Source organism: Pseudomonas sp. Z18(2022) (genome assembly GCF_036346535.1).
Lineage (GTDB): Bacteria > Pseudomonadota > Gammaproteobacteria > Pseudomonadales > Pseudomonadaceae > Aquipseudomonas > Aquipseudomonas yamanorum_A.
Genome location: NZ_JAOTOA010000001.1, coordinates 162276 through 183752 on the forward strand (window position 1 = coordinate 162276; position 21477 = coordinate 183752).

Annotated in this window: 16 protein-coding genes and 4 pseudogenes; 14 read left to right on the top strand and 6 right to left on the bottom strand. The window is 53.8% G+C overall.

Annotation, left to right across the window (positions count from 1 at the left end; translation table 11 throughout):
• Positions 1-50: 50 nt before the first annotated feature.
• Both V3W39_RS00680 and V3W39_RS00685 read right to left on the bottom strand, forming a co-directional pair.
• Positions 51-499: pseudogene (locus tag V3W39_RS00680) on the bottom strand (acetyl-CoA C-acyltransferase); the annotation flags it as partial.
• Between the two features lie 352 nt (positions 500-851).
• A complete protein-coding gene (locus tag V3W39_RS00685) occupies positions 852-1760 on the bottom strand; it encodes a LysR family transcriptional regulator (RefSeq protein WP_330211950.1) in 909 nt (302 codons plus the stop codon).
• Positions 1761-1865: 105 nt separating this feature from the next.
• Here V3W39_RS00685 and epsC point away from each other — a divergent pair, with 105 nt between their 5' ends.
• From epsC to V3W39_RS33685, 9 genes and pseudogenes are all read left to right on the top strand, one after another.
• On the top strand, positions 1866-2630 hold the full coding sequence (gene epsC, locus V3W39_RS00690) for a serine O-acetyltransferase EpsC (RefSeq protein WP_330211951.1): 765 nt from the start codon (positions 1866-1868) through the stop codon (positions 2628-2630).
• Between the two features lie 15 nt (positions 2631-2645).
• Positions 2646-3536, top strand: coding sequence for a VOC family protein (locus tag V3W39_RS00695; RefSeq protein ID WP_330211952.1), 891 nt, complete (start codon positions 2646-2648; stop codon positions 3534-3536).
• Between the two features lie 14 nt (positions 3537-3550).
• Entirely contained in the window at positions 3551-4441 is an 891-nt protein-coding gene (locus V3W39_RS00700; RefSeq protein WP_330211953.1) for an NAD(P)-dependent oxidoreductase, read from the top strand.
• Between the two features lie 3 nt (positions 4442-4444).
• Positions 4445-5962, top strand: coding sequence for an aldehyde dehydrogenase family protein (locus tag V3W39_RS00705; protein ID WP_330211954.1), 1518 nt, complete (start codon positions 4445-4447; stop codon positions 5960-5962).
• Positions 5963-5967: 5 nt separating this feature from the next.
• Positions 5968-7125 (top strand): M20 aminoacylase family protein, encoded by a 1158-nt coding sequence (locus V3W39_RS00710; RefSeq protein WP_330211955.1) that lies wholly within the window; start codon positions 5968-5970, stop codon positions 7123-7125.
• A 231-nt stretch (positions 7126-7356) separates the two neighbouring features.
• Positions 7357-8397, top strand: a complete 1041-nt coding sequence (locus tag V3W39_RS00715) for an amino acid ABC transporter substrate-binding protein (protein ID WP_442968380.1) — start codon at positions 7357-7359, stop codon at positions 8395-8397.
• A 64-nt stretch (positions 8398-8461) separates the two neighbouring features.
• Positions 8462-9652, top strand: a pseudogene (locus tag V3W39_RS00720) (amino acid ABC transporter permease).
• A 76-nt stretch (positions 9653-9728) separates the two neighbouring features.
• Positions 9729-9946, top strand: a pseudogene (locus V3W39_RS33680) (amino acid ABC transporter permease); the annotation flags it as partial.
• Positions 9947-9996: 50 nt separating this feature from the next.
• Entirely contained in the window at positions 9997-10191 is a 195-nt protein-coding gene (locus V3W39_RS33685; protein WP_442968381.1) for a hypothetical protein, read from the top strand.
• A 1108-nt stretch (positions 10192-11299) separates the two neighbouring features.
• On the opposite strand, the gene V3W39_RS00730 is transcribed toward V3W39_RS33685, so the two are convergent.
• Together V3W39_RS00730 and V3W39_RS00735 are read right to left on the bottom strand one after the other, a co-directional pair.
• Positions 11300-12781 carry a diguanylate cyclase gene (locus V3W39_RS00730; protein WP_442968389.1) on the bottom strand — a complete coding sequence of 494 codons (1482 nt, stop codon included), beginning with the start codon at positions 12779-12781 and terminating at the stop codon, positions 11300-11302.
• Positions 12782-12968: 187 nt separating this feature from the next.
• On the bottom strand, positions 12969-13115 hold the full coding sequence (locus V3W39_RS00735) for a hypothetical protein (protein ID WP_330211957.1): 147 nt from the start codon (positions 13113-13115) through the stop codon (positions 12969-12971).
• 733 nt (positions 13116-13848) lie between these two features.
• On the opposite strand from V3W39_RS00735, the pseudogene tnpC reads away from it, so the two are divergent.
• Positions 13849-14465 (top strand): annotated as a pseudogene (gene tnpC, locus V3W39_RS00740) (IS66 family transposase); the annotation flags it as partial.
• Positions 14466-15272: 807 nt separating this feature from the next.
• Here tnpC and V3W39_RS00745 read toward each other — a convergent pair.
• Positions 15273-15650 (bottom strand): antibiotic biosynthesis monooxygenase family protein, encoded by a 378-nt coding sequence (locus tag V3W39_RS00745; protein WP_330211958.1) that lies wholly within the window; start codon positions 15648-15650, stop codon positions 15273-15275.
• A gap of 207 nt (positions 15651-15857) precedes the next feature.
• On the bottom strand, positions 15858-16424 hold the full coding sequence (locus tag V3W39_RS00750) for a flavodoxin family protein (protein WP_330211959.1): 567 nt from the start codon (positions 16422-16424) through the stop codon (positions 15858-15860).
• A gap of 281 nt (positions 16425-16705) precedes the next feature.
• On the opposite strand from V3W39_RS00750, the gene V3W39_RS00755 reads away from it, so the two are divergent.
• From V3W39_RS00755 to V3W39_RS00770, 4 genes are all read left to right on the top strand, one after another.
• Positions 16706-17068, top strand: coding sequence for a winged helix-turn-helix transcriptional regulator (locus tag V3W39_RS00755; RefSeq protein WP_330211960.1), 363 nt, complete (start codon positions 16706-16708; stop codon positions 17066-17068).
• Between the two features lie 1248 nt (positions 17069-18316).
• Positions 18317-19219: a SphA family protein gene (locus tag V3W39_RS00760; protein WP_442968382.1), complete on the top strand. Its 903-nt coding sequence runs from the start codon at positions 18317-18319 to the stop codon at positions 19217-19219.
• A gap of 122 nt (positions 19220-19341) precedes the next feature.
• Positions 19342-20607: an ABC transporter substrate-binding protein gene (locus tag V3W39_RS00765; protein WP_330211961.1), complete on the top strand. Its 1266-nt coding sequence runs from the start codon at positions 19342-19344 to the stop codon at positions 20605-20607.
• Complete coding sequence (locus tag V3W39_RS00770) at positions 20604-21476, top strand: branched-chain amino acid ABC transporter permease (protein ID WP_330211962.1); 873 nt, start codon at positions 20604-20606, stop codon at positions 21474-21476. The genes V3W39_RS00765 and V3W39_RS00770 overlap by 4 nt, the downstream gene beginning before the upstream one ends.
• The last annotated feature ends 1 nt before the right edge of the window (position 21477 follow it).

Sequence of the window (21477 nt, forward strand, 5' to 3'; positions counted from 1 at the left end):
GTTCAGCTTTTTTGCAACAAGCGCCGCGAGCAAAAGGGCCGATAGTCGCTCTATGCCACTTCGAACAAAGCCGCGGCGCCCATTCCTCCGCCGATGCACATGGTGACCACGACGTACTTTACCCGTCTGCGTTTGCCTTCGATCAGCGCATGTCCAGTCATGCGCGATCCGCTCACGCCATAAGGGTGGCCGAGAGCAGTAGCGCCTCCATTCACGTTAAGACGATCATCGGGATACCGAGCTTGTCCTGACAGTACAGCACCTGCACCGCGAATGCTTCGTTCAGCTCCCGCAGATTGATATCGTCGACGGTGAGCCCGTGACGCTTGAGCAGTTTGGGAATGGCAAACACCGGACCAATGCCCATCTCGTCCGGCTCACAACCTGCAACGGCAAAACCCCTTAACACACCTAGGGGCTGAAGGTTGCGCTTGGCCGCCTCTACAGAGCTTATGACCAGGCAAGCCGACACGCCATCGGAGAACTGGCTGGCGTTACTCACGGAGATGACACCGCCTGACGACGCCGAGGAGATTTTCTCGACCGCCTCCACGGCTGTGTCAGGTTGTATATCTTCAACGAGGGAAGTGGTGACCAGTTTGCTGATGATCGTACCCGTTGTGCTCTCACGCGCAGCCATCAGCGTTTTGATCGAAGCGATCTCATACCCTTCCCCAGGGAGAGGTGGAGCGCAGTATGGGATGGGCGTTTAGCAACCAACAACAGCATCTATTTCTTATTTTCTGCAACACAAAAAAACAAATATTTTGTATTAAACCATATGACTTATATATATAAATATAAATTAACCTCTACGTCTTCCAGTACAATTTCGAACAAGCCTACCCGTTTTACCGAGCTTTGAATGCCGCCATTTCCTGGAGCAGCATCGTGAGCAAGCGACTCGAACCAATACTCAACTGCCGGCCAAGACGACTGATCAAATGAACACGCGGGCTGGCAAAAATCTCGTTGTGTAAAGGAAGGGTACAAAGCCGTCCCACCGCCACCTCTTCGTCCACCACGAAGGTGGGCAGGAGCGTCACCCCGCCTTGCATCGAGTAACGCTTAAGCATGGCAATGGTATTGCAGGTCAAGGTCGGGCGTAGCATCACACCCAGGTGGTGCTCAGCGAGCGTGATAATCTGTCTAATACCAAATGAGACACCTGGTAAAGCCAATCGGTACGCATCCAAACCCGCAAGCGAAATCGGGCGATCCGATTGAGCCAAAGGGTGCTGGGGATTAACAACCACGCAGACCGGCTGAGGCTGCGAGGCGTGCGAGCGTATTTTCGGATCCGCGGCCGGGTTGAATACCAGGCCTAAATGCGCTTCGTCCTCTACTACCTGCCGTATTACTTCGTTGCTGCCGCACACATTCACCTGAATCTCGACGTTTGGATAAAGCGTGGAGAAATTGCTCAGTGGGCCTGCCAGTCCATCAATGAAGCCCTCCCCCACCGCCAGTACGACAGATCCGCTTTGTAGGCCTCTCAACGCTTGAAGGGAGTCGAGTAACAGTTCCTGGTGTGTCAGGCGTTGACGGTAGTACCCCAAAACTCGGTCGCCTGCCTCAGTCGGTTTCACGCCTCGCCGATGCCGCTCAAGCAGTGGCGCACCCAGCTCCTGTTCGAGCTGGCCTATCTGCCGACTGACTGCAGACGGGGCGACATTCAGATAATCCGCCGCAGCTCGTACGCTGCCGAGCCTTACCGCCTCAAAGAAATAAAGGATTCGACGATCCTGCACCAAGCTCATAAATCTCCTGTGTTGCGATATAGGCAACAAAACTTCGAATTTATGAATATTGCTGGAGCGTCTGCCGCGTGTCCATACTCGATCCATCAGCAACAGGAGATGGATATGAGCTCTCTTTGGCAGCGCCTTCGTGATCAAGCCCACCAATTGACCGAGCGCAACCCGGTACTACGCGACTACGCGACAAGCCATCTGTTGGCCTATTCCACCTTCGAGGCTGCGCTGGCAGCGAACCTCGCACGTCAGATGCAAGCTCAAGCAAACACCTTGGCGTTGGAAAGCTGGTTCAAGTCGATCATCGACTCCACGCCCTCCATCGGGCAGGCAGCGGCTGCGGATATCAATCATCTTGAAGTTGTGAATCCTGCCTGCCCCGATCACCTCACGGCTTTTCTGACGTTCCGTGGCATCCAGGCCGTCCAGACCTATCGCATTGCCCACGCGCTTTGGACTGACGGTGATGTGCAAAGCGCAGTGCTGGTGCAGAACTGGGCGGCAAACACCTGGAGCATTGACATCCATCCGGCGGCACGCCTCGGCAGAGCCCTGTTCGTTGACCATGGCATTGGCCTCGTCATTGGTGAGACCGCTGTAGTTGAGGATGAAGTCAGCCTTTGGCACGGCGTCACCCTCGGCAGCACGCTCAGCGAAGCAGGCGACCGCCACCCGAAGATCCGCCGAGGCGCACTGATTTGCGCGGGAGCGACCGTTCTCGGGAACATCGAAGTGGGTGCTAACGCCATCGTGGCGGCTAACTCTACGGTGCTCAAACCCGTAGCTGCCGGAACAGTCGTGGCTGGATCACCCGCCAAGGTTGTCGGTAACGCCCCGGCATCACTTGCCACTCTTACAACAAAAACCAAAGGCTAATCCGGAGCTACCACCATGACAGCCGTTGCTCAATTCCCGCAGGGTATCGATCACCCTCTGGTTACCGTGCGTAATCATGCGCAGGCTTTGGAGCTTTACCGCCGGATGGGGTTCGCGCCTTCTCCTGTCAGTTACCACCCTTGGGGAAGCGTTACGTCGCTGATGATGTTCCCGAGTAATTTTATCGAATTGATTGGCGTTGAAGACCCGTCAAAATTCGACACTAACTCGGTGAACGGCTTCTGTTTCGGACGTCAGCTGGGTCAGTTTCTTGACCGAGGCGAGGAAGGCGTGTCCTTGGTGGCACTGCACAGCAAAGACGCCGACGCTGACCACGCTCGCATGATCGAATCAGGGCTTGAAAGCCAAGGCCGGATTGATTTTCGCCGCAGAATGACACTGCCCGATGGTCACCACGATGAAGCCGTTGTTTCCCTGGCGCTCTTCATTGACCCGCAACTCCCTGACGCATCCAACTTTATCTGTCACCAGCATCGCCCTGAACTCATTTGGGTTCGAGGGTGGCAGAACCATCCAAACGGTGCAGACGGGATTCTCGCGATTACCTACCTGGCAGATCACACGCTGCTGGAGCCTCGCTGGCGCGCCATCTACGGCGACGCCGTGAAATACAACGGTTCGGTCCTGGAAGCAGATACCCAATGTGGCGTCTTGCGTGCCATTGACGCTGCGACGGCGGCCCAGGAATTTCCTGGTATCGAGCTGCCCAAGGTGGCTCAAGAACGACCTCATGCGATTTCTATTCGCCTGCACACCACAAGCCTCACCACCTTGCGTTCGATCCTCGAACATAACGAGGTCCCGCATCGTGAAGTCCCGGGATGCGTGTTCGTACAACCCCAGGCAGCAGGCAACGTCATCCTCGAATTCGTACAGAACAATTAACTGAGACTGTTGAAATGACTATGAAAGTAGGCGTCATTGGTTTGGGCAATATGGGCGGTGGCATGGCTGCCACGCTCGCCAGCAAAGGCTTTGACGTGAGCGGGTTTGACCTTTCCGAGGCCGCGTACGTCCATGCCAGGGAAAAAGGCGTCAAGCCGATTACTGATCGCAATCAGTTGATCAAAGAGTCGGATATTTTGATCCTGTCGCTGCCCAAGGCCGAGCATGTGGAAGCCGTCTGCCTTGGAAAAGGCGGCATCCTCGAGTTTGGCCGTGAAGGCTTGATAGTTGTCGACACCACCACATCAACACCTGAGGCCAGCCGCAAAGTTGCTGCCGCACTTGCAAGTATCGGTATCGCCTTCATCGATGCGCCGGTCTCGGGCGGACCTAAAGGCGCCGCTGCCGGAACCATGTCGATGGTTATCGGCGCAGAAGATGCGGATCTGGCCCGCGCCATGCCGGTGCTGGAAGGTATGAGCGGCACTCGCGTTCATGTCGGTAAATGTGGCGCTGGCAACGTGGCGAAAATCGCCAATAACATGCTGACTGCCTGTCACCTCATCAGCACCGCAGAAAGCGTCTCGATGGCCGCTAAGGCCGGTGTTGAACCTGAAAAGCTTCTCCAGGGCTTGAATGCGGGTTCGGGGCGAAGCGGTGCTACGCAAATCATGTTCCCTACCTGGGTTCTGAACAAAGCTTATGACTCTGGGTTCACCATGGGCTTGATGCGCAAAGACGTAGGCCTCGCCAGCGATCTGGCCGACAGCCTCGACCTAGATCTGCCTCTGTCGCGGATCGTCGCCCTCCTCTGGAAAGCCAGTAGTGAGTCGCTGCCCGATAACGAAGATTTCTGCGCGATTGTCCAGCGCACCGATGCCAAGCTTTATGGCCGTGGAGAATAATGAATGAGCACTCAAAAAATCCTCGAACTGATGCGCCCATTCTGGGGTGATCGCAGCGTGGTCGGCAGCTATGTCGGCGGTGAGTTTATCGATGGTCACGGTACCCTTGTTGAAGTGCGTAACGCCCACGATGACAGCGTCTCGCTTACCTATCCGGATGCTGATGACTCGCTGATCGCGCACACGGAAAAAGTCGCCAAGGCAGCCCAGGCTGAGTGGTGGGCGCTCACTGCACAGGCACGTGGTCGCACGATGTATCAGATCGGCGCGCTTATTCGGGACAACACCGACAGCCTCGCGCAGATCGAATCGCTGACGGGCAACAAACCAATCCGTGACGCCAGGGTTGAGGTGTCCAAGGTCGCGGAAATGTTCGAATACTACGCAGGTTGGACAGACAAACTGCACGGCGAAGTCATCCCTGTTCCGACCTCGCATTTGAATTATGTGACCTACGAACCGCTGGGCACAGTGCTGCAAATCACGCCGTGGAATGCGCCCATTTTCACTTGCGGTTGGCAGATTGCTCCGGCTATTGCCGCTGGCAATGCGGTCATCCTCAAGCCGTCTGAGTTGACTGCCTTGTCGTCGCTGATGGTTGGTGTATTGATCGAGCGTGCCAGCGTGCCTAAAGGCTTGGTTAACATCATCGCGGGTTTCGGTCACACCATCGGCCAAGGCTTCATCGCTAAGGCAGATATCCGCAAAGTGGTATTTGTGGGCTCTCCAGCGACAGGCCGGCACATTGCCGTAGCCGCGGCACAACGTTGCATCCCGACGGTGCTGGAGCTGGGCGGCAAGTCGGCAAACATCGTGTTCGAGGACGCTGATCTGGAAGTCGCGTTGCGCGGCGCACAGGCAGCGATCTTCTCAGGTGCTGGTCAGAGTTGCGTATCAGGATCTCGCTTGCTGGTTCAAGAATCGATCTTTGAGAAATTCACCCAAGCGCTCGCCCAGGCGGCGAAGAACTTCAAGGTCGGCGATCCGAGTGATCCTGAAACCCAGATCGGCCCGATTAACAACGCCAAGCAGTACAACCACGTAAAAACCATGGTCGAAGGCGCGTTGAAAGATGGCGCGAAACTCGTCGGCCAGGATGCAGATCCCATTCCGGACAGACCTGGATACTACATCAATCCAACCGTATTGGCAGGCACCAACGACCTTTACTGCGCGCAGGAAGAGATCTTCGGGCCGGTAGTGGTCGCAATTGCGTTCAAAGACGAAGCGGATGCAATCCGCATCGCCAACGACAGTCGATTCGGATTGGCCGGCGGGGTCTGGACGCGCGATGTCGGTCGGGCACACCGCATAGCCAGGCAAGTCCGCGCAGGTACCTTCTGGATTAACGGCTACAAGACTATTCACGTCAGCTCACCCTTCGGCGGCTACGGCGAGAGCGGTTACGGTCGGTCTTCCGGGCTCGATGCTCTACGCGAATACAGCGAAGTCAAAAGCGTTTGGGTCGAGACCGCTGCTAAACCTGCCGCAAGCTTCGGCTACGGCGCGAGCCTGGAGTAACGGCGATGTCGATCTCTAAAGTATTGATAGAAGATGCCATCGGCTGGCGTCGTGATTTTCACGCAGCCCCCGAACTCGGTTACAACGAACTGAAGACTTCTGAGCGTGTTGCGCAGCTTCTTGAAGGCTTTGGAATCGAAGTCAATCGCGGGCTTGGCGGTACAGGCGTCATTGGCACTCTGAGCAATGGACAGGGGCCCACTATCGGCATTCGAGCCGACATGGATGCCCTACCCATTCAGGAGTTGGGTCAGTGCACGCACAAGTCGACTCATCAAGGCTGCATGCACGCCTGCGGTCATGATGGTCACACGGCGATACTGCTGGCTACAGCCCGTCACTTAAGTGAAACCCGAAATTTTAGCGGAACTGTCCACTTTGTTTTCCAACCTGCCGAGGAAGGTCTCGCGGGGGCGAAGAAAATGATTGAGGATGGATTGTTCGAGCAATTTCCCATGGATGCTATCTATGGGCTGCATAACTGGCCGGGAGCCCCGGCTGGGCAGGTGGTAATCAACCCCGGCCCTATGATGGCGTCGCTCGATACTTTTGAAATCACGCTGACGGGCAAAGGCTGTCACGCAGCTATGCCGGACAAGGGGGCAGATCCGATCGTCGCGGCGGCAGAGTTGATCCTGGCCTTGCAAACAATCCCGTCTCGACGGCTTTCACCGCTCGACAGTGCGGTGATCAGCGTTACCCAAATCAATGCCGGTGAAGCAATCAATGTCATCCCTGAAACGGCCGTTCTCAAAGGGACAGTGCGTTGCTTGCAGTCCCCGGTTCGTGACAAGGTTCAAGCGCTGATCGGTCAGTTCGTAGAACAGTTGCCGGGTGCGTTCGGCATCAAGGGAGCAATGGTTTTTCACGTCGGATACCCAGTCACCGAGAACCATATTGAAGCCGCATCCATCGTTCGTCGGGCGGCGGTCGCGGCAGTTGGAGAGTCAAATGTTCAGTGGGGGTGTAGCCCTTCAATGGCCTCGGAAGACTTCTCTTTCATGCTTCAAGCTTGTCCTGGAGCTTACTTATGGATGGGGGTAGATGGAGAGAAGCCCTCCGCTGCACTGCATAACCCCTACTACGACTTTAATGACCAGGTTATCGAGCCTGGGGTAGCCGTTTGGATTCAACTGGTAGAGCAGTCACTACCGATAACCTAACGGATCGCTGATCCCTCACTTATCGTAAATTCGGCCTCAAACCGACATAAAAACAAGAAGACGACCATGCCAAATAATAAAAACAAATACAGCCCCTGCTGGGTGCCCTGACGCCCCGCTCTTGTTTCTGCCCTCCCAATTTCGAAGTTGAACACTACGCCAGCAATCCAGGCCAAGGCCCGCCTGCGCGTGGCGTTAGCACTAACTCGCCACACACACGAGAGCACTGCAATGAAACGAGAAAACAAGCTGTTAAAACTGACTTCAACCGTAGCGTGCCTGACCCTCGGTACTGTATTTGCAATCACTGCCAATGCGGGCGCTACGCTTGATAACGTCAAAAAGAAAGGGTTCGTGCAATGTGGCATTAGCGACGGACTTCCTGGCTTTTCATATGCCGACGCCAAAGGAGACTTTCATGGTTTTGACGTTGATGTCTGTCGTGCTGTAGCCGCCGCGGTATTCGGCGACGCGAAGAAGGTCAAGTACACCCAGTTGACCGCCAAAGAGCGTTTCACCGCACTCCAATCGGGTGAAGTCGACATGCTGTCCCGAAGCACAACATGGACGTCATCTCGGGACGGCGCTATGGGCATCCAGTTTACGAATGTCGCCTACTACGATGGACAGGGGTTTCTAGTAAACAAAAAGCTTGGCGTAAAAAGTGCGAAGGAGTTGGACGGGGCTACCTTTTGCATTCAGGCGGGCACTGTAACCGAGCTGAATCTGTCGGATTACTTTCGTAGCAACGGCATGAAATACACCCCGATCACCTTTGATACCTCTGATGAGAGTTTCAAGGCTCTGGAGTCGGGGCGTTGTGATGTGCTGACGACCGATCAATCGCAGCTTTACGGCCAACGTCTGAAACTCGCTACGCCGGATGACTTCATTGTTCTCCCTGACGTGATTTCAAAAGAACCATTGACTCCGGCGGTACGCAGAGGCGATGAAGATTGGTTCACCGTGGTGCGATGGTCACTCGCCGCCATGCTCAATGCCGAAGAGATGGGTATTACCTCGCAGAACGTTGCCGACATGATCAAGTCTTCCAAGAATCCCGACATTGCGCGCTTGCTCGGAACAGAAGGTGCACTGGGCAAAGATCTAAATCTGCCCAATGACTGGGCGACGAAGATTATTGCTCAGGTTGGCAACTACGGTGAGTCCTTTGAGCGCAATCTGGGGACAGGCAGTGACATGAAGATCAAACGCGGCCTGAACGCGCTATGGAGCCAAGGCGGCCTGCAATACGCCCCGCCGGTACGCTGACCTCCACTTGCCCGGCAGGTGTTTGCCGGGCACTGTCCCTTCACCTGATTTTCAGGGGCGCTTCATGCCCACTCATATCCCTTCTTCGCCCGGTTTCTCTTTGAACAACCCAGCCAAAATAGCTTGGATCTTTCAGCTTCTGACGGTCATTGCGGTCATCGGATTCGGCTGGGTGCTCTATGACGATACCCATACGAATCTGGTGCATCGCAGCATCACAACCCGCTTTTCTTTTCTGCAAAATACCGCCGGTTTGGTCATCGCTCAACATTGGATTGACTACAGATAGTCCAATACCTACGCGCGCGTGTTCCTGATCGGTCTCATCAATACCTTTCAGGTTTCCGTCACCGGAGTCATCCAGGCCACGATACTAGGTTTTATCTTCGGCATTGCGCGACTTTAGCCAAACTGGATGATTAACAAACTTGCAACCGTCTACGTAGAAGTACTTCGCAACATTCCCCCCAATGCTTCAAATCCTGTTCTGGTATTTCGCCGTCTTCCTCACAATAACTCATCCGCGTAATGCTCACGGCTTTATGAACGTGGACTTCAGCAGCCGCCGCGGCTTAAACATGCCGGCATCCATGCCTACGGACGGTACATGGCCTTTTTGGCCTGCGTAGCAATACGCGGTAATGGCATCCGCCATGATGTGCAAGTGGGCAAACCGCCGATTTGAGGCAACCGGTGTGTCGGTTCACATGTTTTGGATATCCTGGCGCTCATTTTCGTGACACCTGCCTTCAGCCTCCTGATCTGGGGTGCTCCAGTACTCTGGGAAACATCTGAGATCAAGAGTTTCAATTTCGTCGATGACTAGGTGCTCATTCCTGAACCACTGCCACTGCCACTGCCACTGGCGCTTGCGCTCCCGATGTACACGGCCGCATTTATTGCGGAATAGTCCGCTCCGGCATCAAATCAGTGAGCCATGGGCAATCCGAGGCAGCTCGCTAATTGGCGCTGCGCCCAGGGCCGATGCTCTCAAAGGTCATTATTCCGCAGGCCATGCGGGTGATCATCCCTCAGCTCACCAGCCAGTACTTCAACTTGGTAAAAAACTCTTCTCTGGCAGCCGGTATTGGCCACCCCGAAATGGTGACTTTGTTGCTGGCACAGCTCTCAACCAAACGGGCTAGGCGATTGAAGTCATCGCCATCACGATGAGTGTTTACCTGGACGCCTCCAGCTCAATGCATCAATGCTGATGAACATCTACAACAAGCGCACTGCGCGGATTGAGCGATAAGGGTTAGCCCATGAGCGGACATACCTTTAAACCGGATATGCCGCCTCCCAATACCAGCATCGGTTCCATTGAGTAGATGCGCGCAAATCTTTTCTCGAGCAGGCTTAACCCCCTGTTGACACTGGTCCAGGTTTACCTGGTTCGGCTAGTGTTATCACCACTGCTGAGCTGGGCATTTTCGACGCCAATTGGGTAGGTTCTACGCGAGAGGACTGCGCCAAAGAAGAGGCCTGCAGGGTATCTACTCAACAACACTTTGGCCAGTTTATGTATGGGTACTACCCGTCTCACTTGGACTCGAACAAAGCGGGTTCACACAGCAGATCAAAAGACTTGAATCAGCTATGAATGTCGGACTCTTCATTCGAGGCAATAGTGGAATCACTTTGAGTGCTCCCGGCGAGGCGTTTCTGGCCAGAACGAGACTGATATTGCGAAAGTACGATTACGCTCAGATTGAAGCCAAGAGCAGCGGTGAAGATGTCTTGGGTGAACTACCTCTTCCGAAGCCTTATCTGGGACTCTACTGCCTGTCCTGAGGATTTTTTGAGCAGTACAAGGCGTCTCCATGCACATTACAAGTAGACCATCCAACGGACTGCTGTCGCGAGTGAGGGAGACCAGCCTCGATTTCGCAATCCCACTTGTCGCCACCACGGTGCACATGAGTGACCTGATGCAAATCCCGCTGGACCTGGCCCATCCAGCGGTCATCCGCCGCGCAGGCCACCCACTCGTAAACTGCACCATCCTACTGGAACTGCGAGAAGCAGAATGGGTGGGCACTGGCCCATATGCTCGCTAAGGCTCACCATTAAACCGGCTGTATGACCTATTCGAGGCCGAAGGGTACGATCAACCAAATGTCATTATGCAAATCGAATCATTATTCGATTAACTCAGTTTGTTGCTCGAGAGCGAACTGCTATTCCTTGCACCATCATTCGTTCTCGATACTGCCGGTTTTCGCGAGCACCTTGCACAGATCCAAATAAAACAAGCTATTCCCACTACCAATCTGAGTCTCGTCCAGAGACGCGACGTTCCCTTGCCCCACAAGCGACGACGTTGAGCGCTATGGACAGTCTCGCTCGCGAGCATGCGCAGAATAGCGCGCATAATATACATTGCCGCTGATGCGCGAAGACGAATCCCATAAAAGGTCCAAAAAGGCCTTGTTGCCCCAAACCCTGAAATCCTAATGAGATTGACCTGGCTAATGTAAAGGGGGCGAAAGTGGCAAAGGTATCATTAACGGGGCGTCAATGTGATTTCATACACCCTCTTACACTCATATCACGCGCTGAAAATAAAAGTTGATTCAACGCCTGTCAATGATGCTATTACGTGATACCAGTCAGCAGAAAGACTGATTGGTTTACGCCCGATCACATACAGCCTTATATCTATCCCGGCGACAGTTGTGGTTGCGCGAACTGACATCGTTGCGAAATAACTATAGGGGCGCCCCGAAATACTGAAGCCCAAGATAAATTCATTAAGATCAAAAAATTAACTGCTTATTCTTTGAATAACCACAGAGCATCTTTCTTAAAAGCCAATAAACATTGGGAATGTAGCAAAATTACGGAGCAAATTTTCCGAACCTCTTAAAATTGATACCATCATCCGATTGCGAAACTCTGATCACTTACGGTACCTCTGAAAATTGTTTCGCCCGGAAGCCTTTGCGCCATAGAGGGCCTGATCTGCCGATCCGATTAAAACTTGCAATTGATCCAACTCCGAACCAGCTGCCGTGGCAATTCCAATACTCACACTTACACGCCCCAACGGGCTGGCTTTGTGAGAAATATTTTCTTGCTTCAACCGGTCCAAGATGTGTTGCGCTACTGCATCTGCACTATTACTGTTGGTATTGGGCATAATAACCCCCATTTCTTCTCCACCGTACCGCGCCACCAAATCCGTAGGCCACCGTATGCAATTCTCTATGACTCTGCTAACTGTCTGCAGACAAGTGTCGCCGGCAACATGCCCAAAGGAATCATTGAATAGCTTGAAATAATCGATATCGATCATCAGCAATGTCAACGATGTACCGTCTCGCTGTGCTCGTCGTGCCTCCTTGGTAAGGGTCTCATCAAAGCAGCGCCGATTCGCCAGACCAGTCAATGCATCCCTCATCGCCAACCATTCTAGTTGCCGATTCGAGCCTAGCAATTGCTGCTGAGCGACCAGCAACTCTCCTTCGACTTTGGTCCTCCGACGGATATCCAGGATCAAAAACCAACCGATCATGCAGGTTAGTCCCAACATGCTAGTCACCACGCCTATTGACAGTAGTGCTTCCAGTCGCCACGTAGCCAATGCTTCTCTTTTGCCAAGCGCTACCGTGGTCACCAGTGGAAACTTGTCACTTTTACGGAAGGCATAGAGCCGCTCAACACCATCTAGGCTGGAGGTGAACGATGCGGTACCGACCGATTCATCCACAAGATACTTTGCATACATCGGCAACTTCGAAAATTTGCGTCCCATATCCTGCTCGCGGAAGGGATAGCGAACCAACAGCGTACCATCGGTATAGGATAACCCGATGGCCCCCTCCTGCCCCACATCGATCTGTCCGAAAAGCCGCAGGAAAGTTTCCACCCCCAATGTCACCGCTACCACCCCAGCAAACTCTCCCCGAGCGTCATTGAAACGTCGACTAACAGTGATCACCCATAACTGATTGAACCGGCTACGTATCGGCGGCCCTATGTATAGCTCCCGGGATGGATCGTCGCGGTGATGAGTAAAATAGGCGCGGTCACTGCTGTTGACGCCGGTTGGAATAGGCTGATTAGAAGACATCAGCCAGCGTCCCTGACTGTCATAGATAGCGACGCCGCTCAGTTGCGGCATCAAGCGCTGTTGTCGACTCACTAAAGAACTTAGTCGCTGGATCTGAACAGGACCGCTACCCTCGGTTTCCAAACGCTCAACAAGCCCTACCAAGAGCAACGAGCTTTGCCGAACGATACCTTCGGAATAGGTAGCGAGCGCCTGGGCAAGGTTCAATCCATGGACGTCTACCTCCTTCAGTACCCGATCTCGAGAAGCCAGCACCTTCCAGATGGTCAGCGACGCGAGGAAACAACAGATAACCAACAGCAAGAGCATTACGAGGCGGATTTCACTCTTCACTTCAGTACCTTTTGGAAAGCCCGGCTTCCCCCCCTAGCTATTATTAGTTAGCAATGAAGCAGGCTGACACCCTCGGTGTGCGTAAGGATACAAGCAGAACAGCAGGGGTGCAGCAATAGAATAGGGCGTCTCGAGACAATTAAAAGAGGACTGATAAGTTACGTTAACTCGCTGGTCCGCAACAGAGCCCCTCCTCATATTTTCGCCACGACATGCCGTCCACGCCCACCGCTACATCGCGGCGCAGGGAATAGAAACTCTGCACCAATAACTGCGGTGTGATGTGGTGCGGCAATGCCATGAACTGCATGCCCTTGTTCCTTCGGACAGCTTCACATCCACCTTCAAGTCCCATCGATGCGCAACGGATCCGGCTCAGCGTCCGGCGCGCGGGATGCCTGTTGTGCTTCCCTTGGCTGCGTCCCTTTTCTCCACTATCTCCGAAGGATCAGGTCCTTTGTTCGATGGCTTCTCAAGTACTACAAATGTATCCGACTCCTCAGCGACGTGGACAGTAGGGTTACGGTAGCCTTCCACTGGCCGGTGCTTGCACACCGAGCTGTGCTGAGTTCTCACAGCTTCAGCCACCCGCTTGAGTTCTGTTCGCAAACGACGCAGTTCTGCGTGCTGATCATCGTAAGCGCCCGGTGAACACACCTTCAGAATCCCAGCATTAAGGACGAAGGTGTCATCTTTATTGCGGACGCGATCACCCTTATCGCCAGGATTTCCATGCGCCAACGAAGCGCCAATCCATACCCATTCAAAGCCCGGTCGCTCAGAGATGCCTGCAACTGGGCTCCACCGTTTCCAGCATCGACCTCAGCCACGGCATAAACGCCAACGTGATCCGCAAGTGGCTGCCGACTTACCGCGACCAAGCCTCTACAACCCTGCCGGCATTCGTACCGTGAATAGCTGCAGCGAACTGATGAATCGGTGGTGATCGTATAGCCGCTGGGTGACAAATCCATTACTGTCAAATGGCCAGCCTCAGATCCAAACGGCCGCGTGCGCTTTATTCGTAGCCTCTCGCAATGATCCGTAACTTCTTCTGCTCCTGGAACGGCAAGCTAGTCTGTGATGACTTCGCCGACTACAAAGCCAGCTTCGAGCGGGGCATCACTTAAATCGGCTGCATGGCCCATGCGCGCCGCAAGTTCTTCGACCTGCACGTGGCAAATAAAAGTCAGTTGGCGGAGCAGGCGCTTAACTCGATTGGCAGGCTGTACGAAGTCGAGCGACACGCCAAGGAAATGAGCGACGAAGACGGCTAGCGAGTAGGTCAAGAAACAGCGGTGCCTATCGCTGAAAAACTGCATGAGTGGAGCTGGCCCAACGCGAACTTGTGCCCGAGGGTACGACCACAGCCAAGGCCCTTGATTACAGCCTAAAACGCTGGGTAGCACTGACGCTCTACCTGCAAGATGGTACTGTGCCCATCGACAACAACCAGATCGAGAACTTGATCCGGCCATGGGCGCTTGGGCGTTCCAATTGGTTATTTTCCAGGTCGCCTCGCAGCGGCAAACGGGCGGTGGCGATCATGAGGTTGATCCCATCGGCATGTATGAATGGGCATGATCTGTCTGCTTATCTGAAAGATAGACTGACGCGCCTCGTCGGTCAGGACAAATCCGCCGTGTTCTTCAGCATTCCACCAACTCAACAAAAAGCTGACCACCACGCAGCCTTGCTCGTTGTCGCACTAAGCGATGGTCAACAGCTGTTCCAGGGCGTGATGGGGATGTGGATCAAGGACAGCATTAACAGGATCGTTTCCTTATCGAGCTAGCGGCAGTAGCTATGCGAAACCACTTTAGGGGGGCTGATAGAACAGGCTAGGAGGTAATGGTCCCTGCGCACAAAAAAGGCCCTTACACCTAGTCGAAGTGTGGGAGCCTTTAAACATAAGCGGCGATATGTCGATTGGGGACATTTGCTCTTTTATCGGAAAGCCAGTTCATACAGCCGCTTTTTCGAATGCCACTTGAAACACGTTGCCCAAATTGTCAGTGTCGAGCCGAGACAGCTTCCCATGAGCCTCAAGGCTCCACAGCAGAGCGCGGGTGGAGTACTCAAGCCTGATTGCTTCGATTCGAGAAGATGCCGCAGCAATCTCAGCAAGAAGAGAAAGGGCTTCTCGAGCGGCTGTGTGAAGGTCGTTTCTCTGCTAGATTATACATCGCCCTTCGTGCTCACCGTTGTGCAACGATGGAATGACGACTGTACGCTTATATGTACAAAGTGCTACCGCCCTTTTCTCGTTTTAAAGTACATGATTTTAAAACGCATCAGCGCCACTCCCTATTTAGGCGAATTAGGCGGCATGGAGCGCATTCCCGTTAATATATACAAAAGGTCAACGTCGATCTGAGCCAAGCGGGCGAGGTATAGCACACTACAACCCTACCGCTGGTGCCTTTCGGACAATCCAGCCGTTTCCTAACACCGCTTGGCTAAGCTACTACTGCTGATAACGCTTCATTTGCATCGTAGAGGACTCTATGTCTTGCATGAACGTAGCAGCTGCTGGTGCTTTCTTAAAACTTGCCATTGAAGCATTTGCGTCTTGAACTGAACGCCAGTGAACGATTACGAGCCATTCACCAGCGTCACTCCAGGCGCTCTCCCGTGACTTGAAGCCTGGCTGCTTAGAAACGTGGGTGACTTCCACTTTCTTATCTATGACTTTAAATTGATCTGGAGTAACACCAGGCTTTAGTTTAAATGTAACAACTTCGACAACATCTCCCACCGGAGCTGCCTGCACACTAAAAGCCCCTAACACCAATATAAAAACAGCAGTGCCCAGTGAAAAAAATCTTAAGAAATTTAGTCTCATCAATCAATCCCTCAATTCAAAAACTTGCCTGCGAGCAAGTCAAGCACAAAGCCACTCTACAGGCTATATATTTTCAAGATGCACATTAATCCATCATAGATGGTAGTCCAGATAACGAGAGCCGAATTGAGCACGTCTTAGACTGCACCCTAACTGATTTCCACAACCCGCTAAGCTGACTGTCGCCAAGCTGGACTACCTCAGTTGTCAACTTAGCTTTGTAGCAAGTTCCGCAATGCGTTTACCAAGGAGCCTGGCAGTTTCAAGATCACCGGCTCGAGGCGCTTCATCTGGCGAGGCATCTGACGGAGAGATAGCGAGAGCACCTCCGAAGCCACCACTCCAATTCAGGTCTGCCGGACCGTGAGCCTTAGTGTTGGACGGCATCAATCCAGTGCCGATCCAGATCTGGCCGTGCTGTTGGGACAAAGTCCAGAAATATTGCAGAGTGCTGAATTTGTCGCCATTGGTCGATGCCGAGTTGGTGAACCCCCCAGCAACTTTGTCTTTCCACCCCTGAGTAAACCAAGCTTTGGAGGACGCATCTGCGAATTTTTTGAACTGCCAAGCGGGGCCGCCCATGTAGGTAGGACTGCCATATATGATCGCGGCAGCCGCACCAATTTCCTCCCACCCCCCCTCAGGCAGATCACCATTGGCATCGATTGCATACAACGCGGCATCTGCGACGGACAATGCCCCTTCGAGTACTGCTTCGGCTTGTTTTGCGGTATGCCCATAACCACTGTAAAAGACGATGGCAACAGTTGGCATGAAAGACTCCTTCTCGAAATTTTAAAGGGTTGCAGCTACACGGAGATTCGTCATAGCGTCAAAGGTATCCCTTTTGCACTTGGTCTCTGCGCGCATCGCAGATACTATAACGGAGCACCTAGCGCTGAGAAGGAGGCACCTCGTGGTTACCTGGTAACTATTCGGAAACCGATATTTCCAAACCTTCTCTTCCCCTCTGAACAGGCAGCAGCGATCGCCGAGGCAGCGGGCTCCCCCAAAACCCTCGCTAAACAATAGCGATTATTTGTGAAGCCATACTAATGAAATGGAACCCGTACTCAGCAAATTGCCCTACCCGAATTGTGTTGGATTGCATTGCTGACAAATGGGCAGTGCTTATTATCGGACTACTTAAGATAGAAAAATTGCGCTTTAACGCTTTATTGAAAAAAATTGAGGGTATGTCGCGCAAGGTTCTTTCACAAACACTAAAACGATTGGAGCGAGACGGACTCCTCACACGGACCGCATATCCAACGGTGCCTGTTTCCGTTGAGTACGCGCTGACGCCTTTGGGGGTCAGCCTAGCAGAATCACTCGAGCATATATTGTTGTGGTCAGAGAGAAACATCAATGCTGTGCTGATTGCGCAACAAGCCTATGACGCAAGCAAGAGCAATTAAGGAATGTCCACCCTAGGTGTAGAATGTAGAATATGGTTCTCAAGAACATACACAACTGCACAACCAATATAATCATGTGGACGACACTAACTGCATCTACTTCGGCGACGCGGCAATTATACCCCATGAAAAGCTTACGGCTTTTCTGCACAGGGTACTCAAGCTGTATTGCGGCGCTAAGGACCAGCTGAGGTATCGATTGTTTTCGAGAAGAAACCTATTTTGAAGTCATTCCTACCAAGATCGGTGGCTGGAGGGCCCAGATGCACCGCCTATACTATTATACTAGCCGAGTTGAAGGGTTCGTCTTCAATCGCGAGGCTGACAATGCACCTACTTATCCAGATCTGGCTGAGTGGTGAGAATCGGCATGCCCCCCTCCTAAACCATTGAGTAAGGATGCATGCTTGGAAAAAATCTGTTAGTCGCAACACCTTTTACAGGACGTCGCGCCGAACTCTATTTCCGTCGAATGCTAAAATTGGTTAGTCAGCACCGCGCTTAATATATATTAGTCAGACTACAGTGACACCTAACCTAATAGCATTCCGCCTCAGATACGTATTGTTTGATATTGTACAGCTCTTATAAATTATACAGTCCGCTGGCGACACAGCCCAATTTTAAATCACAACCTCAGCAGGATGTCGCCGCTAAGATACGAAAAGCCAAAATAGACTTCCCGACATAAAATAGAACTCTCAACCTTCGCAAAACTGCTTTAACTAATTTCGGATACAGCAGAACTTGGAGGTTTGCCTCGTGCCCATTTGAAAAACTTTAGAAAAAAACTAGCCCTGAGAGGCCCAAGCTGTCGGACACCTGATTTACGTTCGTAGATGTATAAATCAGATTAACCTCGGCGCCGATGATGCTAACGCCGACTGACTACTTGCAAAGCAGATTGTAGCATTTGGCAATTACCATCCCCACATAGCGAGCCTCTCGAAACTAACAGGCCAAGCTTGTTCCGAATACCAGCACTGAAGTGCGCCGACCCGATACAAAAACAACACCAATGCCCGACCCTTACCCTCCGTCGAAAAGTAAACACCCATAAATACTTCTCTTAAGAAAATAATGATCCAGGCTTAAGCAAGGCCCGTAAAATCAGACCGAGCATATATGCATCTTATTGTTTTATAAAGATTTTTATTTTACCCGAAAGTTTTTATAAACTTGGCATACGAATTGATACAGCACTGACCTGCCGACAAGGCGAATAACAAAAATAAGGAAACATCGATCATGGCAATGCTCCGTCTCAATGCTTTGCGCTTCGCATGCCTGTCCTCGCTTGCAATGCTCACCAGCCAGGCTGTCACTGCCACGGAAGGTGGTGGTTCTACTGCGCCGATGGGCTCGGATAACTGGGCAGTTGCTGCAATCCCCCCTCCAGGCCTCTACGCTCAGGTCTTCGCCAGTCACTATCGAGCCGATTCTCTTCGCGACAATCGAGGGGATAAGGTGCCAGTGGATTTTTCGGTAACGGCAGACTCCGTTTCGCCACGACTGATATGGGTCACCGATCAAAAAGTGCTAGGGGGATCGCTGGCGTTCCACTCGATCATGCCGTTGGTGGACATGAAGGTTGATCTCAACGGCCAATCCCAAAGCAAACGGGGTCTAGGCGATATGTACTTTGGGTCGGCCCTAGGCTTTCATCACAGCGACAAGCTGCACTCACTGGTTGCTCTCGACGTGATCGCCCCGACCGGCGATTACGACCGCCACGATCTGGCTAATATCGGCCGAAACTATTGGGTAGTCGAACCGGTCGTCGCCGCCTCGTACATCGACCCTGCGGGCCTGAACGCCGATATCAAGATGATGTACGACTTCAACATGGAGAACCGTGCCACTGACTACCGCTCCGGGCAGGAATTCCATTTCGACTATTCCGTCGGCTGGGCGGTCTCACCGAGTTGGGTGGTCGGCGTGGGCGGTTACTTCTATCGCCAGACCACCGATGACCGCGTCGATGGCGACCAGCTCTCGGACAACAAGGGCCGGGCATTCGCCATCGGACCTTCGATCAAGTACGACAGCGGCAAGGGCTGGTTCCTCAGCGCCAAATGGCAACAGGAAAGCAGCGTGCGCAACCGCGCCGAAGGCGATGCCTATTGGCTGAAGCTGGTCTTCCCGATCTGACCTCAGCGTCTACCTGAACCCCCGATTCCAGGCCGCAAGCTAGACCTTGCGCGCCTTAAGGCCAGGTCCTGAGCACTCGTCTGCCCGGCCACTCCTGTGCCCTTTGCCTTGTGGAGCACTCTATGAAAACCATTCTTTCAAAAACCTGGCTGCACTATCTGTCCCTTTTTGGTCTGATGTACGGCTACCAGGCATTGGCAGCTGAACCAATACTTTGCGGTCCGACTGGTGCCGCGCCGGCAAGCGGCACGCCAATCCTCGTAGGCGCCATCGTCGGCAAAACCGGCCCAGATGACTTCAGCTCGGCAGCCGCCGCCGCGCGCGCCTATTTTAAATGCGTCAACGAGAACGGCGGGATCGGTGGACGACCTATCGAGTACACCATCGAAGACGACAAGTGGAACCCGGAGACAGCCGCCCAGGCCGCTTCCAAGCTGGTCAAGGACCGTAAAGTGGTAGCCCTGGTCGGCAGCGGCAGCTTTATCGAAATGTCGGTAAACGCCAAGCTCTATGAACAGGAAAAAGTCATTTCCATGGCCTCCGGCTGTGCGGTTCGCGAGTGCTTCGAGGCGCGCAATATCGCCACCACTAACCAGGGCCCTCTACCGAGTAACCTGGGCGCGGTGCAGTGGTCTGTGCGCAAACAAGGCAGCAAGCGCGTCGCATGCATCGGACTGAATATCCCAAGCAATGGCGTCTGGTCCTGCGACGCGGTCAACGACTGGCTCAAGCAACGGGGCCTGGAAGGCATCTCTGTGGTCTTCGACCCGGCCGCAGCGGATTTCACAGGAGTAGTCCTCGAAGCAATGGCCGCCAACCCGGACACCATCCTGCTCAACCTGCCCGCAGGTGCCGGGTTGGGAGTGCTCAAAGCCGCCCAAGAACAGAACCTGCGTGACCAATACAAATGGATTGCTGCTACTCCACTCTACGACAGCAAAATCCCGGCAGCTTTGGGTGACTACTGGGACGGTCACCTAGCAGTGCAAATCGAGTTAACCCGCCTCGACGGCCAAGGCCCTGATGCCAAACGTTGGCGCGCATTGATGGCCAAGTATGGGGTCGGTGATAGCCGTGCGAGCAACCGGATCGACACGTTCTCTCAGGCGGGTTTCGTCTCGGCGAACATCTTCGTCGAAACCTTGCGCAAAATGGATCCCAACCAGATCGACCGCGCTTCGGTCAGCGAGGCCCTCCGCGGCGTTAAGGACTACCGCACTGACTTGCTCTGCGCGCCCTGGACTTTTGGCACCGGGGACAAACACATGGCCAACCATGCAGGAATGATGGTTCAGGTCAAAGACCTGGGCTACAGCGATCTCGAAGGCTGCTTCGAAGTCGAAATTCCGGCGATCTATCGTCAGGATGAACTGGGACAAGGCGCGTGAATAGCTATCTGATCTTTCTAATGGCGGGCCTGGCAATCGGCTCGATCTATGCCCTGTCCGGCGTGGGACTGGTGCTGCTTTACCGGGCCACTGGGGTCCTCAACCTGGCCTATGGCGCTATTGGAGCGGCGGCGGCGCTGATAAGTTGGCAACTAGGCCAGTGGGGCGGATTCGCGCCGCTCTGCTGGCTGGCCGGGATCGTGGTCGCCGGGTTGATTTCCCTGGGCTATGGCCTGCTGATTTCACCACGCCTGGAACACCGCGAACCGGTGATCAAGGCCATGGCCACCCTCGGCGTGCTCCTGATTTTGCTGGGACTGCTGTATAGCCTGTGGCCCGCAAACCCGCGCAGGCTGGACCTGCCCAGTGACACCATTGCATTCAATCTTATGGGCGTGCGCCTGACCCTGACCCGGCTACTGGCGTTTATCGCCACCCTAGTGCTAACCGCCGCCATCACGCTGTTTCTCGCCCGAACCCGGATTGGCTTACACATGCGGGCCTTGGCCAGCCACCGGCAGCTCTCAGCCATCGTCGGGATCCGAGTGATACGAGTCGAGGTGCTGGCATGGTCCATCAGCGGCGTGATGGCCGGCATCAGTGGAATCTTGCTGGGGGCGCTAGTCAGGCTGGACGCCGGCGCGCTGACCTTCCTGGTCATCCCAGCACTGGCGGCGGCGATCATTGGGCGCCTGCAGTCCCTGTCGCTGACCCTCGTCGCCGGCCTGCTCATCGGCGTGGTCGAGTCTCTGTGTACCCTGCTTTCAACGCTGTCGCCCTACCGCTCCGCGACGCCGTTCGTCCTCGCGGTGTTGGCGATTTTTTGGTTGCAACGAAATAACCGTTTGCTGTTCGCCAGCCATCAATAAG

Excerpts from the sequence above, each read along its gene's own strand:
- V3W39_RS00685 (WP_330211950.1), bottom strand. The coding sequence starts at position 1,760 with ATGAGCTTGGTGCAGGATCGTCGAATCCTTTATTTCTTTGAGGCGGTA.
- epsC (WP_330211951.1), top strand. The coding sequence starts at position 1,866 with ATGAGCTCTCTTTGGCAGCGCCTTCGTGATCAAGCCCACCAATTGACC.
- V3W39_RS00695 (WP_330211952.1), top strand. The coding sequence starts at position 2,646 with ATGACAGCCGTTGCTCAATTCCCGCAGGGTATCGATCACCCTCTGGTT.
- V3W39_RS00700 (WP_330211953.1), top strand. The coding sequence starts at position 3,551 with ATGACTATGAAAGTAGGCGTCATTGGTTTGGGCAATATGGGCGGTGGC.
- V3W39_RS00705 (WP_330211954.1), top strand. The coding sequence starts at position 4,445 with ATGAGCACTCAAAAAATCCTCGAACTGATGCGCCCATTCTGGGGTGAT.
- V3W39_RS00710 (WP_330211955.1), top strand. The coding sequence starts at position 5,968 with ATGTCGATCTCTAAAGTATTGATAGAAGATGCCATCGGCTGGCGTCGT.
- V3W39_RS00715 (WP_442968380.1), top strand. The coding sequence starts at position 7,357 with ATGAAACGAGAAAACAAGCTGTTAAAACTGACTTCAACCGTAGCGTGC.
- V3W39_RS33685 (WP_442968381.1), top strand. The coding sequence starts at position 9,997 with ATGAATGTCGGACTCTTCATTCGAGGCAATAGTGGAATCACTTTGAGT.
- V3W39_RS00730 (WP_442968389.1), bottom strand. The coding sequence starts at position 12,781 with ATGCTCTTGCTGTTGGTTATCTGTTGTTTCCTCGCGTCGCTGACCATC.
- V3W39_RS00735 (WP_330211957.1), bottom strand. The coding sequence starts at position 13,115 with ATGCAGTTCATGGCATTGCCGCACCACATCACACCGCAGTTATTGGTG.
- V3W39_RS00745 (WP_330211958.1), bottom strand. The coding sequence starts at position 15,650 with ATGAGACTAAATTTCTTAAGATTTTTTTCACTGGGCACTGCTGTTTTT.
- V3W39_RS00750 (WP_330211959.1), bottom strand. The coding sequence starts at position 16,424 with ATGCCAACTGTTGCCATCGTCTTTTACAGTGGTTATGGGCATACCGCA.
- V3W39_RS00755 (WP_330211960.1), top strand. The coding sequence starts at position 16,706 with ATGAAATGGAACCCGTACTCAGCAAATTGCCCTACCCGAATTGTGTTG.
- V3W39_RS00760 (WP_442968382.1), top strand. The coding sequence starts at position 18,317 with ATGGCAATGCTCCGTCTCAATGCTTTGCGCTTCGCATGCCTGTCCTCG.
- V3W39_RS00765 (WP_330211961.1), top strand. The coding sequence starts at position 19,342 with ATGAAAACCATTCTTTCAAAAACCTGGCTGCACTATCTGTCCCTTTTT.